Source organism: Janibacter hoylei PVAS-1 (genome assembly GCF_000297495.1).
Taxonomy (GTDB): domain Bacteria; phylum Actinomycetota; class Actinomycetes; order Actinomycetales; family Dermatophilaceae; genus Janibacter; species Janibacter hoylei.
Window position 1 is genome coordinate 158,061 of record NZ_ALWX01000022.1, and the last position, 15,458, is coordinate 173,518.

Below are 15,458 nucleotides of genomic sequence, written 5' to 3' on the forward strand. Positions count from 1 at the left end.
GGTCCCGAGATGCCTTGCCGCCCTCTACGGCAGAAGCTCGACCAACCCAGTCAAGAAAGATTCCTGTGGCAAACATCAAGTCCCAGATCAAGCGCGTCAAGACCAACGCGGCCCGCACCGAGCGCAACCGCGCCTACAAGTCGGAGCTGCGCACGTGGATCCGCAAGGTCCGCGAGGCCGCCGACGCCGGCGACCGCGACGGTGCGCAGACCGCGCTCGTCACCGCGAGCAAGAAGCTCGACAAGGCCGTCAGCAAGGGCGTCCTGCACGCCAACCAGGCGGCCAACAAGAAGTCGGCTCTGGCCAAGCGGGTCAACAAGATCTGATCTGCCTCATGGCAGCACGAAGGGGGCCGGTCACCGCGAGGTGACCGGCCCCCTTCGTCATGGGCCAGAGTGCGCATCTCCCTAGGGAAATGCGCACCCCCGGCCGTATTTCCCTAGGGGAATGCGCACCCCCTGCCGCATGTCCCTAGGGAAATCACCACTCACACGGGATCGTCGTCGTAGTCCCGGCCGGCGGCGACGGCGCGCACCGCCTCCACGACGGCGGCGAAGACCCGCTCGTCGAGCACCGCGCCCTCACGACGGACCGCGGCCGGGTCGAGGCGCACGATGCGGTTGACCCGCACCTCGCTGCGCCGCCCCTCGCGGTCCCAGGCGCCGGCTCCGATGTCGATCCAGCGCCGACCCGCCCGAGCCTCCTGCTCCGCGTCGAGGTCGTGGTCCTGGCTGGTCACCTGCAGGCCGAGCAGCCAGTCGCCGTCCTCGCCGACGAGCAGCACCGGGCGGTCCTTGCCCTGACGGTGGTCCTCCTCGTACGGCACCCAGGCCCACACGACCTCGCCGGGGGAGGGTCTCGGGTCGTCCGGGGTCGGCGCCCAGCGCAGGTCAGGCGTGCCCGTGAAGTCTCCGGGGTACTCGCTCATAGCACGTCACGCTAGCGGTGACGCCGGTGAAAAGGATCACCTCTTCGACATCCGTAGCGGACACCTTGAGGTTGCCCACCGGTCATCAAGCCTCGAGAGGCTCACCGACATGACCGCCACACCCGACTCACCCCTGCCCGGACCCGCCCGGCGCGACGTCGTCCGCGGCGCGGCCGCAGGTGCCGCCGTCGCCACGGCGACGGTCGCCCCCTTCGCCACGAGCCCGGCGCAGGCCGCCACGACGACGGGCTTCCTCCACGGCGTCGCCTCCGGCGACCCGCTGCCCACCGCCGTCGTCCTGTGGACCCGCGTGACGCCGACCGCCGACGCCACCCCGGGCTCGGGGCGCGGCGCGCGCGTCACCGTCACCTGGGAGGTCGCGACCGACGCGTCCTTCCGCACCGTCGTGCGCCGGGGCTCGATGACGACCGGCACCGAGCGCGACCACACCGTCAAGGTCGACGCGACCGGCCTCACGCCCGCGACCCGCTACGCCTACCGCTTCCGCAGCGGCGGCTCGGTCTCGCCGACCGGCTGGACGAAGACCGCGCCCGCGGCCGGCTCCACCCCGAGCCGGCTGCGCCTGGGTGTCGTGTCGTGCTCCAACTGGGAGGCCGGCTACTTCGCCGCCTACCGCCACCTCGCCGCTCACCAGGGCCTGGACGCCGTGCTCCACATGGGCGACTACCTCTACGAGTACCCCACAGGTGAGTACGGGGCGGCGAAGGGGGCAGTGCGCACCAGCGAGCCGGCGCACGAGATCGTCACCCTCGCCGACTACCGCATCCGCCACGGGCACTACAAGACCGACCCCGACCTGCAGGCGCTGCACGCCGCCGCTGCGTGGATCACGACGTGGGACGACCACGAGAGCGCCAACGACGCCTGGATCGGCGGAGCCGAGAACCACGACCCGCTGACCGAGGGCAGGTGGCGTGACCGCGCCGCGGCGGCCCGCCGCGCCTACGACGAGTGGATGCCGATCCGCCTCTCCGGCACCGCCGCCATCGGCGACGGCAGCCAGATCTTCCGGCAGTTCTCCTTCGGCACCCTCGCCGACCTGCGGATGCTCGACCTGCGCACCTACCGCAGCGAGCAGGCCTCGGCGGCCCGGCTGGGTGCCGTCGGCGACGCCGACCGCACGATCACCGGCGATGCCCAGATGACCTGGCTCAAGCAGTCGCTGAGCAGGTCCACGGCGACGTGGAAGCTCGTCGGCAACCCGGTGATGATCGCGCCCGTGACCTTCGGCGCGGTCGACGTCGAGGTGGGTCGGGCCCTGCACGACATGGGTGGGGTGCTGCCCCCAGAGGGGATCCCGTACAACGTCGACCAGTGGGACGGGTACACGGCCGACCGCCGCGAGCTCATCGACCACATCGCCGACCACGCGATCGACAACACCGTCTTCCTCACCGGTGACATCCACTCGGCCTGGGCCTGCGACATCCCCAAGAACGTCGGCACGTACCCGCTGAGCCGGTCCGTCGCCGTCGAGTTCGTCGGCACGTCGGTGACCTCCAACAACCTCGACGACATCCTCAAGGTCGAGCCGCGCACCCTCTCGCTCGCCGTCGAGGGGGCCATCCGTGGGGCCAACCTCCACGTGCGCTACCTCGACTTCGACCGGCACGGCTACTCCGTGCTCACCCTGACGCCCGCGCGGGCGCAGATGGACTGGTACGCACTCGCGGACCGGACCGACCGGCAGTCCACCGCGCGGTGGAGCGCCGGGTTCGAGACCCTGCCCGGGACCAACCGGGTCCGCCGCGTCTGGAAGGCCGCCTCATGAGCACCCCCACCCGCCGTACCGTCATGCGCGTCGCCGCCGCGAGCGGCGCGACGATCACCCTCTCGGCTGCGGCTGGTGCGAGTGCCGCCTCCGCGGCCACCACCCGCAGCCGCAAGCGGGTCTACGTGCTCGTCACCGACGGGCTGCGCCCGGACGAGATCACCGTCGCGCGCACGCCCAACCTCCACCAGCTGCGCTCGACGGGAGCCTGGTACCCCAACGCGCGATCGCTGCCCATCATGGAGACGATCCCCAACCACGTCATGATGATGACGGGGGTGCGACCGGACCGTAACGGCGTGCCGGCCAACAAGATCTACGACCGCACGCTCGGCGAGGTCCGCGACATGGACCGCGAGAGCGACATCAAGGCCCCGACGATCTTCGAGCAGCTCGAGACGAAGGGGGTGACCGGCGGCACCGTCCTGTCCAAGGACTACCTCTACGGGATCTTCGGCGAAAAGGCGATGTACCGCTGGGAGCCCAAGCCGCTCATGCCGATCACCGACCACGCGCCCGACGGCTACACCTACGACGCCCTGGTCAAGATGATCGGCGCCGCCGACCCCAACCTCGTCTTCGCCAACTTCGGCGACATCGACCGGGTCGGGCACGCAGACCCCGGTGGCACGGTCACCGTCCCGGCCATGCGCTACGCGGCCCTCAACAACACCGACCGTCTGATCGGCAACTTCGTCAGCTACCTCAAGTCGACCAACCGGTGGAAGGACTCGCTCGTCATCGTCCTCGCGGACCACTCGATGGACTGGTCCATGGGCCACCGGGTCATCTCGCTCGGGGCGCCGATCTGGTTCGACCGCACGCTGCGCGACAACGTCGAGATCGCGCAGAACGGCGGAGCGGACTGCCTCTACTGGACCGGGCCCGCCGGTGGCAGGGCGGCCGGGCTGAAGCGCCTGCGCGAGCTCGTCCTCAAGCAGCAGGGCGTGCTGTCCGTGCACACGCCCGCCGAGCTGCGTCTGAGCCCCAACGCCGGCGACCTCGTCGTCTACTGCAAGGCGGGGTGGCGCTTCTCCGACCCGACGATCTTCAACAACCCCATCCCGGGCAACCACGGGCACCCGGTGACCAAGCCGATCCCCTTCATCGTGGCCGGCGGAGCCGCCCAGGTGAGGCCCGGGGTGCGCACCGCGGTCGCGCACACGATGGACGTCGCGCCGACGATCGCGCAGTACTTCGGCCTGCCGACGACGGGATATGACGGGAGATCGCGTCTGGTCTGAGAGGATGGGCCACTGAGCCCTGTCCCGACGAACCCGAGGTCCGCAACCCGTGTCACCCCAGGCCCGTGAGGCCCTCCCGCCGAACGCGACCCCGCCGGCGCAGATCCGCAACTTCTGCATCATCGCCCACATCGACCACGGCAAGTCGACGCTGGCCGACCGGATGCTGCAGATCACCGGCGTGGTCGAGGCCCGGCAGATGCGCGCGCAGTACCTCGACCGCATGGACATCGAGCGCGAGCGCGGCATCACCATCAAGTCGCAGGCCGTGCGCATGCCGTGGGAGCAGGAGGGGGAGACCTTCTGCCTCAACATGATCGACACCCCGGGGCACGTCGACTTCACCTACGAGGTCTCCCGCTCCCTCGCCGCGTGCGAGGGAGCGATCCTCCTCGTCGACGCCGCCCAGGGGATCGAGGCGCAGACCCTCGCCAACCTCTACCTGGCGATGGAAAACGACCTGACGATCATCCCGGTGCTCAACAAGATCGACCTCCCGGCGGCACAGCCGGAGAAGTACGCGGAGGAGATCGCCGGCCTCATCGGGTGCGAGCCCGAGGACGTGCTCAAGGTGAGCGGCAAGACGGGCGAAGGGGTCGAGGAGCTGCTCGACGAGATCGTCGCCAAGCTGCCCGCTCCCGAGGGCGACGCGAGCGCCCCGGCCCGCGCGATGATCTTCGACTCCGTGTACGACAACTACCGCGGCGTCGTCACCTACGTGCGTGTCGTCGACGGGGCCCTGCACCCCCGCGAGAAGATCGCGATGATGTCGACCAAGGCGACCCACGAGCTGCTCGAGATCGGCGTCATCTCGCCGGAGATGCTGCCGAGCAAGGGGCTGGGCGTCGGCGAGGTCGGCTACCTCATCACCGGGGTCAAGGACGTGCGCCAGTCCAAGGTCGGTGACACCGTGACCAATGCCGCGGCGCCCGCGGCCGACGCGATCGGTGGCTACAAGGACCCCAACCCCATGGTCTTCTCGGGGCTCTACCCGATCGACGGCTCCGACTACCCGACGCTGCGCGACGCCCTCGACAAGCTCAAGCTCAACGACGCCGCACTCGTCTACGAGCCGGAGACCTCCGCTGCCCTCGGCTTCGGCTTCCGCTGCGGCTTCCTCGGCCTGCTCCACCTGGAGATCGTGCGCGAGCGCCTCGAGCGCGAGTTCGACCTCGACCTCATCTCCACCCAGCCCAACGTGGTCTACGAGGTGACGATGGACGACGGCTCCGAGATCCTCGTGACCAACCCCAGCGAGTTCCCCTACGGCAAGGTTGCCGAGGTCCGCGAGCCGGTCGTCAAGGCGACGATCCTCGCGCCGAGCGAGTTCATCGGCGCGATCATGGAGTTGTGCCAGGGCAAGCGCGGCCAGCTCGGCGGCATGGACTACCTCTCCGAGGACCGCGTCGAGATGCGCTACACGCTGCCGCTCGCCGAGATCGTCTTCGACTTCTTCGACCAGCTGAAGTCCAAGACCCGCGGCTACGCCTCCCTCGACTACCAGGAGGCGGGCGACCAGGCCGCCGACCTGGTCAAGGTCGACATCCTCCTGCAGGGCGAGACCGTCGACGCCTTCAGCGCGGTCGTCCACAAGGACAAGGCCTATGCCTACGGCACGATGATGGCCGGCAAGCTCAAGGAACTCATCCCGCGCCAGCAGTTCGAGGTGCCGATCCAGGCCGCCATCGGCGCGCGGATCATCGCCCGCGAGACCATCCGCGCCATCCGCAAGGACGTGCTCGCCAAGTGCTACGGCGGTGACATCTCCCGCAAGCGCAAGCTGCTCGAGAAGCAGAAGGAGGGCAAGAAGCGGATGAAGAACATCGGCACCGTCGAGGTGCCCCAGGAGGCCTTCATCGCTGCGCTCTCCTCTGACGACAGCGCCGTGGACAAGGCCAAGAAGTAACGGCGCGATGCTGACGTGACGCAGCCGACGCCGGGGACCCTTCCCGGCCACTAAGCGCTGGCTTAGTGTGGCGGTCATGGCACAGCAGACCTTCGACCTCTACCAGCGCGTCACGAGCCTCCCGGCCGGCAAGCGGATCTTCTCCCTGCTCTACGCCGTCAAGGCGCCGTACTTCGCCACCGTCCGACCGAAGGTGCGCGAGGTCCGCGCCAACCACGCCGAGCTGTCGATCCGCAACCGCAAGCGGGTGCACAACCACATCGGCACCCTCCACGCGATCGCCGTGTGCAACGGGCTCGAGGCCGCGATGGGTCTGCTCGCCGAGGCAACCTGCCCGAGCGACCAGCGATGGCTGCCGCGGGGCCTGCGGGTGAGCTACCTCGCCAAGTCGACGACCGACCTGCTGTGCGTCGCCGAGACCGACCCCGAGCAGTGGACGGGCGAGGCTCCCTACGACGTCGACATCCGGGTCAAGGCGGTGCGCACCGACGGCGTCGTCGTCGTCGAGGGCGTCATCCCCGTCTACGTCACTGCCAAGCCGAAGAAGGCCTGAGCCTCACCCCACGAGCCGGTCGCGCAGCCGCGTGACCTCCTCCTGGGTCCACCCGGCGGCCTCCAGCCAGCCGATCGTCCCGCCGAACTCCTCGTCGAGGTGGGCGAGCACCGCCGCCATCGACTCCGCGCGGGGCAGCTGCTCCTCGAGGGTGTGGGTGGGCAGTGACCTGCGGTAGGGCTCGACCTCGATGAGGCGATCGATGATCCGCTCGAGCCGCCCGGCGGTCAGGACGTAGTCGGCGACGATCTCCTCGTCGGGGACCCCGGCGACCGCCAGAGCCATCCCGACGACCGTGCCCGTGCGGTCCTTGCCCGCGGCGCAGTGGACGACGGTGCCTCCGGCGCTGTCCCGGATCGCGGCGAGTGCCGCGGCGACGGAGTCGGGGCGCCGCGTGAGGTAGCCCGTGTAGTGCCGGGCCCAGAAGGCCCCGTCCCGCGGCGCGGGGTCCCCGCGACCCCACCGGACCGCCAGTGCCTCCTCGACCGTCTCATCGGCCCCGAGGTCCTCGCGCAGCAGGCTGTGGTGGTGGTGGGTCAGCGGGGTGGAGCGCAGCGGCCCGGCGCCGGTGACCTCGTGCTCGACGTGGCTGCGCAGGTCGACGACGTCGGTCACCCCGAGCACCTCGACGAGGTGACGGACGTCCCCTTCGCTCAGGTCCTGGAGGTTGTCGCTGCGGATGAGCCGCCCCTCGCGGGTGGTGCGGCCGTCGCGGGTGGGCAGGCCACCGAGGTCACGCATGTTGACGACGCCGTCGAGCTCGATCCACCGGGTCATGCCGCCCACGGTATCGGTGGGAGGATGGGACGGTGCGTCCCCCCTTCGGCATCTACCTGCACGTGCCCTTCTGCACGGTCCGATGCGGGTACTGCGACTTCAACACCTACACGGCCACCGAGCTGGGCCCCGTCGGCGGCGCGAAGGGGGCGAGCGTCGCCACCTTCGTCGACGCCGCGATCGGCGAGCTCGACCTGGCGGCGCGGTCCGTGGGCACGGACCGCCCGGTCTCGACGGTCTTCGTCGGGGGCGGCACGCCGACGCTGCTGCCCCCGCAGGACCTCGTGCGCTTCCTCGATGCCGTGCGGGAGCGGTGGGGCCTGGACGACGATGCCGAGGTGACGACGGAGGCCAACCCCGACAGCGTCACCGAGGAGTCGCTGCGGGTGCTCGCCGACGGCGGTTTCAGCCGGGTGAGCATCGGCATGCAGTCGGCCGTGCCGCAGGTGCTCGCGACGCTCGACCGCACCCATGACCCTGCCAACGTCGCCCGTGCCCTGGCCGCGGCCCGTGCCGCGGGTCTCGCGGTGAGCCTGGACCTCATCTACGGCACGCCGGGGGAGACCCTCGACCAGTGGCGCACCTCGCTCGAGACCGCCGTCGCCCTCGAGCCCGACCACCTGTCCGCCTATGCCCTGACCGTCGAGGACGGCACCAAGATGGCCGCCCGGGTGCGTCGGGGCGAGCTGCCGATGCCGACGGGTGACGACGAGGCGGACAAGTACGAGCTGGCCGACGAGCTGCTCGCCGCGGCCGGCTACGGCTGGTACGAGATCAGCAACTGGGCCCGCACGCCCGCCGACCGCTGCCGGCACAACGAGGCCTACTGGCGCAGCCACGACTGGTGGGGCGTCGGCCCGGGCGCGCACAGCCACGTCGACGGCGAGCGCTGGTGGAACCTCAAGCACCCGGCGACATGGGCCAAGGCGCTGGCCGAGGGGGACCCGGCCGCCGAGCGTGAGGTCCTGACGGCCGAGCAGCGCGCCGACGAGGACGTCCTGCTCGGGGTGCGTCTCGTCGACGGGCTGCCGACCGATCGCTTGACGCCGCAGGGGCGTCGGGCCGTCGCGGGCCTCGTCGCCGACGGCCTCGTCGAGGGCCGGGCCGCGATCGGCGGCCGCGTCGTCCTCACCCGCCGTGGACGACTGCTGGCCGACACCGTCGTCCACCACCTCGTCGGGAGCGCAGGTGCCTGACGTCCCGCAGATCCCCGACCTCATCGCCGCCTTCGACCTGCTCGGCGTCTTCGCCAACGGGCTGCTCGGTGGGGCCGTCGCCCGGCGCTACCAGCTCGACCCGGTCGGCTTCTGCGTGCTCGCCGTCGTCTCCGCCCTCGGGGGTGGCGCGATCCGCGACGTGCTGCTCGACGTCCAGCCGGTGGCGCTGACCGACCTGCGGTACCTCACGGTGGCGCTCACGGCCGCCCTCATCGCCTTCCTCGTCCCGCTCGACGGGCGCCGCTGGCGGCAGGTCTTCCCCTGGGTGGACGCCGTGGCGCTCGGCACCTGGGCCGTCGTCGGCACCCAGAAGGCGCTGCTGCTCGACATCCACTGGTTCCCGGCGATCCTGCTCGGCGTACTCACCGCGTGCGGGGGAGGAGTCGTGCGCGACGTCATGCTCGGCAGCGTGCCTGCGATCCTGCAGCGCTCCGAGCTCTACGCGACCGCGGCCTTCGCCGGCGGCGCCTCCTTCGTCCTGCTCCAGCTGGTGACCACTGATCCGCTCGCCTCGTTGGGCGCACTGCTCATTGGCGGCGGCGTGTGCGACCTCGCTCGACGGCGTGGGTGGATGCTGCCGACCGAGCCGAAGTGGCGCCCGAGCCGGGTGCACCGCCGCTGACCCGGTGTCGATGACCGCTTCGCGGACGCAGGTGTGCGGGCGCTTACCCCATGGCGCACGATGAGGGCATGACCACGACTCGTACCGCCATCGTCACCGGAGCCGCCCGCGGGATCGGCCGGGCCATCGCCCTTCGCCTCGCCACGGACGGCCACCACGTCGCCGTCCTCGACCTCGACGAGTCCGCCTGCCAGGTGGTCGTCGACGAGATCACCGAAGGGGGCGGGACCGCTCTCGCCGTGGGCGTGGACGTCTCCGACGCCGAGCAGGTCGAGGCGGGCGTCGCTCGGGTCGCCGCAGAGCTCGGCGCCCCGACCCTGCTCGTCAACAACGCGGGCATCATCCGCGACAACATGCTCTTCAAGATGTCGGTCGACGACTGGGACTCCGTCATGGCGGTCCACCTGCGCGGCGCCTTCCTCATGACCAAGGCGGCCCAGGCCCACATGACCGCGGAGAAGTACGGCCGCATCGTCAACCTCTCCTCGACCTCCGCCCTCGGCAACCGGGGCCAGGCCAACTACTCCGCCGCCAAGGCCGGCATGCAGGGCTTCACCAAGACCCTCGCCATCGAGCTCGGCAAGTTCGGTGTCACCGCCAATGCCATCGCTCCCGGCTTCATCCAGACCGACATGACCGCGGCCACCGCCGAGCGGATCGGCGTGCCCTTCGAGGACTTCCTCGCCCACGCCGCCAAGGAGACCCCCGTCGGTCGCGTCGGCCAGCCCGAGGACATCGCCGCCACCGCATCCTTCCTGCTGTCCGAGGAGGCCGGCTTCGTCTCCGGCCAGGTCATCTACGTCGCCGGCGGCCCGCGCGACTGACCCGCTACTCGGCCGTGACGAAGTCGATGAGCTCCTCGACGCGGCCGAGCAGCGCCGGCTCGAGGTCGGCGTAGGTGCGCACGGTGGCGAGGATCTGCTTCCAGGCACGGGCGATGTCGGCCTGGGTGTCGTGGGCCCAGCCGAGGTGCTGGCAGATGCCCTTCTTCCACTCGATCGAGCGGGGGATCGTCGGCCAGGTGTCCATGCCGAGACGCTGGGGCCGGACCGACTGCCAGACGTCGACGTAGGGGTGGCCGAGGACGAGCACGTGCTCAGGGGCGACCCGGTTGGCCTTCTCGACGATGCGCGACTCCTTGCTGCCCGGCACGAGGTGGTCGACGAGCACGCCCATCCGGCGGCCGGGGCCGGGAGCGAAGTCGCGGATCGCGGCAGCCAGGTCGTCGACGCCGTCGAGCGGCTCGACGACGACACCCTCGACGCGCAGGTCGTGGCCCCAGACCTTTTCGACGAGCTCGGCGTCGTGGCGCCCCTCGACGAAGATCCGCGAGCCTCGGGCGACGCGGGCCTTGCCGTCGTGGACGGCGACGGAGCCGCTCGCGGTGCGCGAGGCCTGCTGCTGGGCGGCGGCGAGGGCCGCGCGCTGCGCAGCCTTCGGCGGGGTGAGAGTCACGGGGGCGCCGTCGACGTGGAAGCCCGGCCCGAGCGGGAAGGCCTTGACCTTGCCACGGCGGTCCTCGAGGTGGACGACGTGGACGCCGCCGGCCTTCTCCACCGCGACCACGGCGCCGACCCAGCCGGTCTCGACGTCCTCGACGACGGTGCCGGTCACCGCCTCGAGGGCGCGGGAGGTGGGCCGCGCCAGCCTCCCCTTCGACTGCCAGCCGGCCGAGAGGACGTCCTTGCCGTATCGATCGCTCACGCAGGGACGGTAGGCCGAAGGGCGGTCGCCGGCGCAGGCGGCACGCCGGATTCCGGGGAATGCCCGCCCCGGTCGTAGACTTGGCACTCAGGTGGACCGAGTGCCAGCGGTCCGAGCATCGTGTCGAAGGGAGGTCCGCATGAGCCAGGAGCAGCGGCGCATGGCCGTGCTGAGCGCCATCATCGAGGACTACGTGCAGACCTCCGAGCCGGTGGGTTCCAAGGCCCTCCTGGACCGGCACCAGCTCAACGTCTCGGCCGCGACGGTGCGCAACGACATGGCCGCGCTCGAGGACGAGGGCCTCATCGCGGCGCCGCACACCTCCGCCGGGCGGATCCCCACCGATGCCGGCTACCGGCTCTTCGTCGACCGCCTGGCAGCCGTCCGCCCGATGTCGAAGGGCGAGCGGGCCGCCATCACGAGCTACCTCGAGGGCGCCGACGACCTCGACACCGTCCTCGACCGGACGGTGCGTCTGCTGTCGACGCTCACCCGTCAGGTCGCCGTCGTGCAGTACCCCTCGCTGACCCGCAGCACCGTCCGGCACGTCGAGCTCGTCCCGATGAGCCGGACGCGGCTCATGGTCGTCGTCATCATGGGCAGCGGCCGCGTCGAGCAGCGGATCATCCCGATCAACGTCGACTACACGACCGCGGTGGGGGCCGAGGCCCTCGCCAGCGCGCGTGCGCGGATCAACGCCGCGACCCACGACCGGCGCCTCGCCGAGGCGCTCACCTCGCTCGCGACCCTCCACGAGGACGACCGTGAGACCGAGGACGCCCTGACGGCGGGCGTGCTCGCCGCGCTCGACGCGGCGCTCGCGGAGGAGCGGGCGACCAAGGTGACGCTCGCCGGCACCGCCAACCTCGCCCGCAGCTCCGGCGACTTCCCGATGACGCTCGAGCCGGTGCTCGACGCCCTCGAGCAGCACGTGGTGCTGCTGCGCCTGCTGAGCGCCGAGGCCCACGACGCGTCGACGGGCGTCTCGGTGCGCATCGGCGCCGAAAACCCGGTCTCGAGCCTGCAGTCGACCTCCTTCATCACCTCGGGCTACGGCGCGGGCGACGAGCACGTCGGTGCCGTCGGCGTGCTCGGCCCGACCCGCATGGACTACCCGGCGACCATGGCGCAGGTGCGCGCTGTGGCCGCCTACCTCTCGCGGATCGTGGACGCCTGACCGGCGCCACCCCGCACCCGACCGACATCGACCACGACCCACGAGGACCTCACGCGTGAACGACTACTACGAGGATCTGGGCGTCAGCCGCGAGGCCACGCCCGAGGAGATCAAGCGGGCGTACCGCAAGCTCGCCCGCACCCTGCACCCTGACGTCAACCCCGGCCCCGAGGCGGAGGAGCAGTTCAAGCGGGTCTCGCAGGCCTACGACGTCCTCTCCGACGAGACGAAGCGCCGCCAGTACGACATGGGCGGTGACCCCTACGGCGGTGCGCACGAGGGCTTCGGTGCCGGCTTCAGCTTCAGCGACATCATGGAGCAGTTCTTCGGCCAGGCCGCGGGCGGCGGTCGTGGGCCGCGCTCGCGCTCCTCACGTGGGCAGGACGGCCTCGTGGGTCTCGAGATCGACCTCGCGACGGCGGTCTTCGGCGGCGAGCAGGACCTGACGATCGACACCGCGGCGGTGTGCGGCTCGTGCTCCGGCGACGGGGCCCAGCCCGGCACCGGTCGCCGCACGTGCGACACCTGTGGTGGACGCGGTGAGGTCCAGCAGGTGCAGCGCTCCTTCCTCGGCCAGGTGATGACGAGCCGTCCGTGCCCGACCTGCCAGGGCTTCGGCGAGGTCATCCCGAGCCCCTGCCACGAGTGCTCCGGCCAGGGCCGCGTGCGCAGCCGCCGCACGATGAAGGTGCGCATCCCCGCCGGTGTCGACACCGGCACCCGCATCCACCTCGCCGGCGAAGGGGAAGTCGGTCCCGGTGGTGGGCCGGCCGGCGACCTCTACGTCGAGCTGCGGGTCGCCGAGCACGAGACCTTCACCCGGCGCGGCGACGACCTGCACGCATCGGTCGCGGTACCGATGACGGCAGCCGCCCTCGGCGTGACGATGAGCTTTGCCACCCTCGACGGCGAGCAGGAGATCACCATCAAGCGGGGCACCCAGCCCGGCGACACGATCGTCCTGCCCGGGCTCGGCGTGACCCATCTGCGGCACGAAGGGCGTGGCGACCTCGTCATCCACGTCGACGTGCGCACCCCGACCAAGCTCGATGCCGAGCAGGAGCAGCTGCTGCGCGACCTCGCGCGGCTGCGTGACGAGGAGCAGCCCGACGGCGAGCTCCACGACGTCGACTCCGGCTTCGTCGGACGCCTGCGGCACGCCTTCAAGCGCTGACGGCCCGGACGCCGCGCGATGTTGCGCCGCTTCGTCGGCCTCGACGGCACACCGCAGGCGTCGGCGGCGCTCGAGACGTCGCTGCGCACCACCCCTGAGCAGCTCGGGCCGGTGCGCGCCCGGCACACCGTGCCCGCCGCCTCGCGTCCCGTGGCGGCCCTGCTCGCGGTCGTCGGGGTCGTGGTGGTCCTGGCCGTCGCGACCGCGACCGTGCTCGTGGTGCTCGGCGCGCTGCCGGCGGCCGCCGTCCTGTGCCCTCTGGCCATCGGGGTGGCCGTGGCCGTGCTCGTCGGGGTGGGTCTCGCGGCCACCCACGACAGCCGGGGCATCGAGGTGCGCGCCCACGGCCTGATCGTCGGCTCGCGCCCGGTCCCCTTCGCGACGATGGACCCCGGCCGCATGGTGTGGGCGACGTCCGCCCGGGCTGCCCGCTCCGTCGTCACGCTCGCCCGGCGCCGCCGGGTGGCCGGCGGGGAGTGCCTGCTGCTCAACGGCACCGACGGGCCCGACGCCGTCGACGACTGGCGAGGCCTCGGGGGCAGGTACGACCCGTTGCCGCGGGCCCCGCGGCTGGACACCCCCTTCGTCTGGTGGGCGCTCGGCCCGCGCGACGTCGGCGCCTTCGTCCGTGACCTCGAGGCGGCGATGGTCGCCGACGGCTACCCCGTGCACGGGCTCGCCGACCACCTGGCGCGGCACCGGACCGACGTGCCGGCCGGTCGCGAGGCCCTCCCGCGCCGGGCGCCGCACGACCCGCCGCTGTGGCGGGCCCGACCAGGGGCAGGATTGGGGCCATGACCGCACCACTCTTCGTCGTCGACCCCGGTGCCCTCGACCGTCTCGGGGTCGCCGACGTCGTCGACCTCACCGGGCCGGAGGCCCACCACGCCGCGGCCGTCGTGCGGCTCGCGGTGGGGGAGCACGTGCTCGTCGCCGACCGGCAGGGCGCCCGCGTGCTCACCGAGGTCACCGAGGTCGCCCGAGAGCTGGTGCGGCTGCGGGTGCTCCAGCGCGCCGACGAGCCGGAGCCTTCCCTCCGCCTGACGCTCGTGCAGGCCCTGGCCAAGGACGGGCGGGACGAGGACGCCGTCGAGGCCGCCACCGAGCTCGGCGTCGACACCGTCGTCCCGTGGCAGGCCGACCGGTCGATCGTGCGGTGGAAGGGCCCCAAGGTCGACAAGGGCCTGCGCAAGTGGGCCAATGTCGTCGAGCGGGCCGCGAAGCAGTCGCGGCGCGGCCGGTGGCCCCAGGTCGACGGGCTCGTCACGAGCTCCGCCCTCGCCCAGCGCTGCGCGGGCGCGACGACCTTCGTGCTGCACGAGGACGCGACGACCCCGCTGGCCACCGCGCCGCTCCCGGACTCCGGCGAGGTCTTGCTCGTCGTCGGGCCCGAAGGGGGGATCTCGCCCCAGGAGCTCGAGGCCTTCGTCGCCGCTGGCGCCACGCCCGTGCGGCTGGGGGCGCAGGTCCTGCGCGCCTCGACCGCCGGGCCGGCCGCCATCGCGGTCATCAGCGCACGAGGCCGCTGGACGTGACGCGCCAGTACTACGCCTGGGCCGGCGGGACCCCGGACGACCACGCCGCGCTGGCCCGCATGTCAGCTGCCGGCCCGGCCGACATGGGGCCGCTGCTCGCGTCCTTCCGGGGCGGGGTCGGCGCCCGGGCCCTGGGGCGCTCGCTCGCCCTCCTCGCGCTCGTCTGCGTCGGGCTCGGCGCGATGGTGGCCGGGCTCGCCCCCGGCGGGCCCTCGCTCGCGCTCGTCGTCGGGGCGTGGTGCGTCGCGGCCGCGGTGTACCTCCCGGCCATGCTCGTCGTCCACCTGGCCGCCCGCCGCACCCGGCAGGACGTCCACCGCCACGGGCTCGTCGTCCGCGGCCCGGGGAGTCGGGCCGAGGCGCTGCCCTGGGAGTCGATGGACCCCGGCCGCATCTTCATCGCGACGAGCGTCCGCGCGATGACGCGGATGCCGCTCGCCCTGCCCCGCCAGCAGGCGGTCCTGCCCCCGGGCGTCGTCGTCAACGCCTGGACCGACCGCCCACTCGGGTCGCTGCCGGTCGCCGAGGCGCTCTCCCAGGGGTACCGGTACCAACCGGCTCCCACCGACAGCCCCTTCGGCTGGTGGCAGCTCGGGCCGAGCGACCCGCGAGCCTTCCTCCAGGCGGTCGAGGCGGCGATGGTCGCCGACGGCTACCCCGCGGCGGGACTGACCCCCTTCGTCCTCGCCCGCAGGGTGCGTGCCGGTGACCTGCGCCGCGCCCCTGAGCTGCAGCGGGAGCGGGCCCTCGTCGACCCGGTCGTGGGGCTGCCGCAGGGCTGAGGCCGATCCGGTCGTCCCGGCGCGGCGCCGCCCGTAGAATCGGCGGC

At 72.1% G+C, this 15,458-nt stretch carries 16 protein-coding genes; 13 read left to right on the forward strand and 3 right to left on the reverse strand.

The features are described 5' to 3' along the window. The first annotated feature begins 65 nt into the window (after positions 1-65). A complete protein-coding gene (rpsT, locus tag B277_RS06060) occupies positions 66-326 on the forward strand; it encodes a 30S ribosomal protein S20 (protein ID WP_007926271.1) in 261 nt (86 codons plus the stop codon). Positions 327-487: 161 nt separating this feature from the next. Here rpsT and B277_RS06065 read toward each other — a convergent pair whose 3' ends face one another. Next, a complete protein-coding gene (locus tag B277_RS06065; protein WP_007926273.1) occupies positions 488-928 on the reverse strand; it encodes a type II toxin-antitoxin system PemK/MazF family toxin in 441 nt (146 codons plus the stop codon). Between the two features lie 109 nt (positions 929-1,037). Here B277_RS06065 and B277_RS06070 point away from each other — a divergent pair, with 109 nt between their 5' ends. The 4 genes from B277_RS06070 (at position 1,038) to B277_RS06085 (ending at position 6,423) form a co-directional block, all read left to right on the forward strand. Beyond that, positions 1,038-2,720: an alkaline phosphatase D family protein gene (locus B277_RS06070; protein WP_007926274.1), complete on the forward strand. Its 1,683-nt coding sequence runs from the start codon at positions 1,038-1,040 to the stop codon at positions 2,718-2,720. Beyond that, a complete protein-coding gene (locus B277_RS06075; RefSeq protein ID WP_007926276.1) occupies positions 2,717-3,964 on the forward strand; it encodes an alkaline phosphatase family protein in 1,248 nt (415 codons plus the stop codon). The genes B277_RS06070 and B277_RS06075 overlap by 4 nt, the downstream gene beginning before the upstream one ends. A gap of 49 nt (positions 3,965-4,013) precedes the next feature. Next, a complete protein-coding gene (gene lepA, locus B277_RS06080) occupies positions 4,014-5,870 on the forward strand; it encodes a translation elongation factor 4 (RefSeq protein WP_007926277.1) in 1,857 nt (618 codons plus the stop codon). A 76-nt stretch (positions 5,871-5,946) separates the two neighbouring features. Next, positions 5,947-6,423, forward strand: a complete 477-nt coding sequence (locus B277_RS06085) for a hotdog fold domain-containing protein (protein WP_007926279.1) — start codon at positions 5,947-5,949, stop codon at positions 6,421-6,423. A gap of 3 nt (positions 6,424-6,426) precedes the next feature. Here B277_RS06085 and B277_RS06090 read toward each other — a convergent pair whose 3' ends face one another. Then, complete coding sequence (locus B277_RS06090) at positions 6,427-7,200, reverse strand: tyrosine-protein phosphatase (RefSeq protein ID WP_007926280.1); 774 nt, start codon at positions 7,198-7,200, stop codon at positions 6,427-6,429. Between the two features lie 32 nt (positions 7,201-7,232). On the opposite strand from B277_RS06090, the gene hemW reads away from it, so the two are divergent. The 3 genes from hemW (at position 7,233) to fabG (ending at position 9,863) form a co-directional block, all read left to right on the forward strand. Continuing rightward, complete coding sequence (gene hemW, locus B277_RS06095) at positions 7,233-8,396, forward strand: radical SAM family heme chaperone HemW (protein WP_007926281.1); 1,164 nt, start codon at positions 7,233-7,235, stop codon at positions 8,394-8,396. Next, a complete protein-coding gene (locus tag B277_RS06100) occupies positions 8,389-9,039 on the forward strand; it encodes a trimeric intracellular cation channel family protein (RefSeq protein WP_007926282.1) in 651 nt (216 codons plus the stop codon). Before hemW ends, B277_RS06100 begins: the two co-directional genes overlap by 8 nt. A gap of 68 nt (positions 9,040-9,107) precedes the next feature. Continuing rightward, positions 9,108-9,863 (forward strand): 3-oxoacyl-ACP reductase FabG, encoded by a 756-nt coding sequence (gene fabG, locus B277_RS06105; RefSeq protein WP_007926283.1) that lies wholly within the window; start codon positions 9,108-9,110, stop codon positions 9,861-9,863. Positions 9,864-9,867: 4 nt separating this feature from the next. Here fabG and B277_RS06110 read toward each other — a convergent pair whose 3' ends face one another. Further along, complete coding sequence (locus B277_RS06110; protein ID WP_007926284.1) at positions 9,868-10,743, reverse strand: DUF3097 domain-containing protein; 876 nt, start codon at positions 10,741-10,743, stop codon at positions 9,868-9,870. Between the two features lie 139 nt (positions 10,744-10,882). Between B277_RS06110 and hrcA the strand changes: the two genes are divergently transcribed. From hrcA to B277_RS06135, 5 genes are read left to right on the forward strand one after another with little or no spacing between them, the layout of a single operon-like run. Continuing rightward, entirely contained in the window at positions 10,883-11,920 is a 1,038-nt protein-coding gene (hrcA, locus tag B277_RS06115; RefSeq protein ID WP_007926286.1) for a heat-inducible transcriptional repressor HrcA, read from the forward strand. A gap of 55 nt (positions 11,921-11,975) precedes the next feature. After that, complete coding sequence (gene dnaJ / locus B277_RS06120) at positions 11,976-13,094, forward strand: molecular chaperone DnaJ (RefSeq protein ID WP_007926288.1); 1,119 nt, start codon at positions 11,976-11,978, stop codon at positions 13,092-13,094. A gap of 18 nt (positions 13,095-13,112) precedes the next feature. Next, the gene (locus B277_RS06125) at positions 13,113-13,892 is read left to right on the forward strand and encodes a hypothetical protein (RefSeq protein WP_007926289.1); all 780 of its coding nucleotides are present in this window, start codon (positions 13,113-13,115) and stop codon (positions 13,890-13,892) included. Further along, on the forward strand, positions 13,889-14,629 hold the full coding sequence (locus B277_RS06130) for a 16S rRNA (uracil(1498)-N(3))-methyltransferase (RefSeq protein WP_007926290.1): 741 nt from the start codon (positions 13,889-13,891) through the stop codon (positions 14,627-14,629). Before B277_RS06125 ends, B277_RS06130 begins: the two co-directional genes overlap by 4 nt. Next, positions 14,626-15,411 carry a hypothetical protein gene (locus B277_RS06135; RefSeq protein ID WP_007926291.1) on the forward strand — a complete coding sequence of 262 codons (786 nt, stop codon included), beginning with the start codon at positions 14,626-14,628 and terminating at the stop codon, positions 15,409-15,411. The genes B277_RS06130 and B277_RS06135 overlap by 4 nt, the downstream gene beginning before the upstream one ends. Positions 15,412-15,458 lie beyond the last annotated feature (47 nt).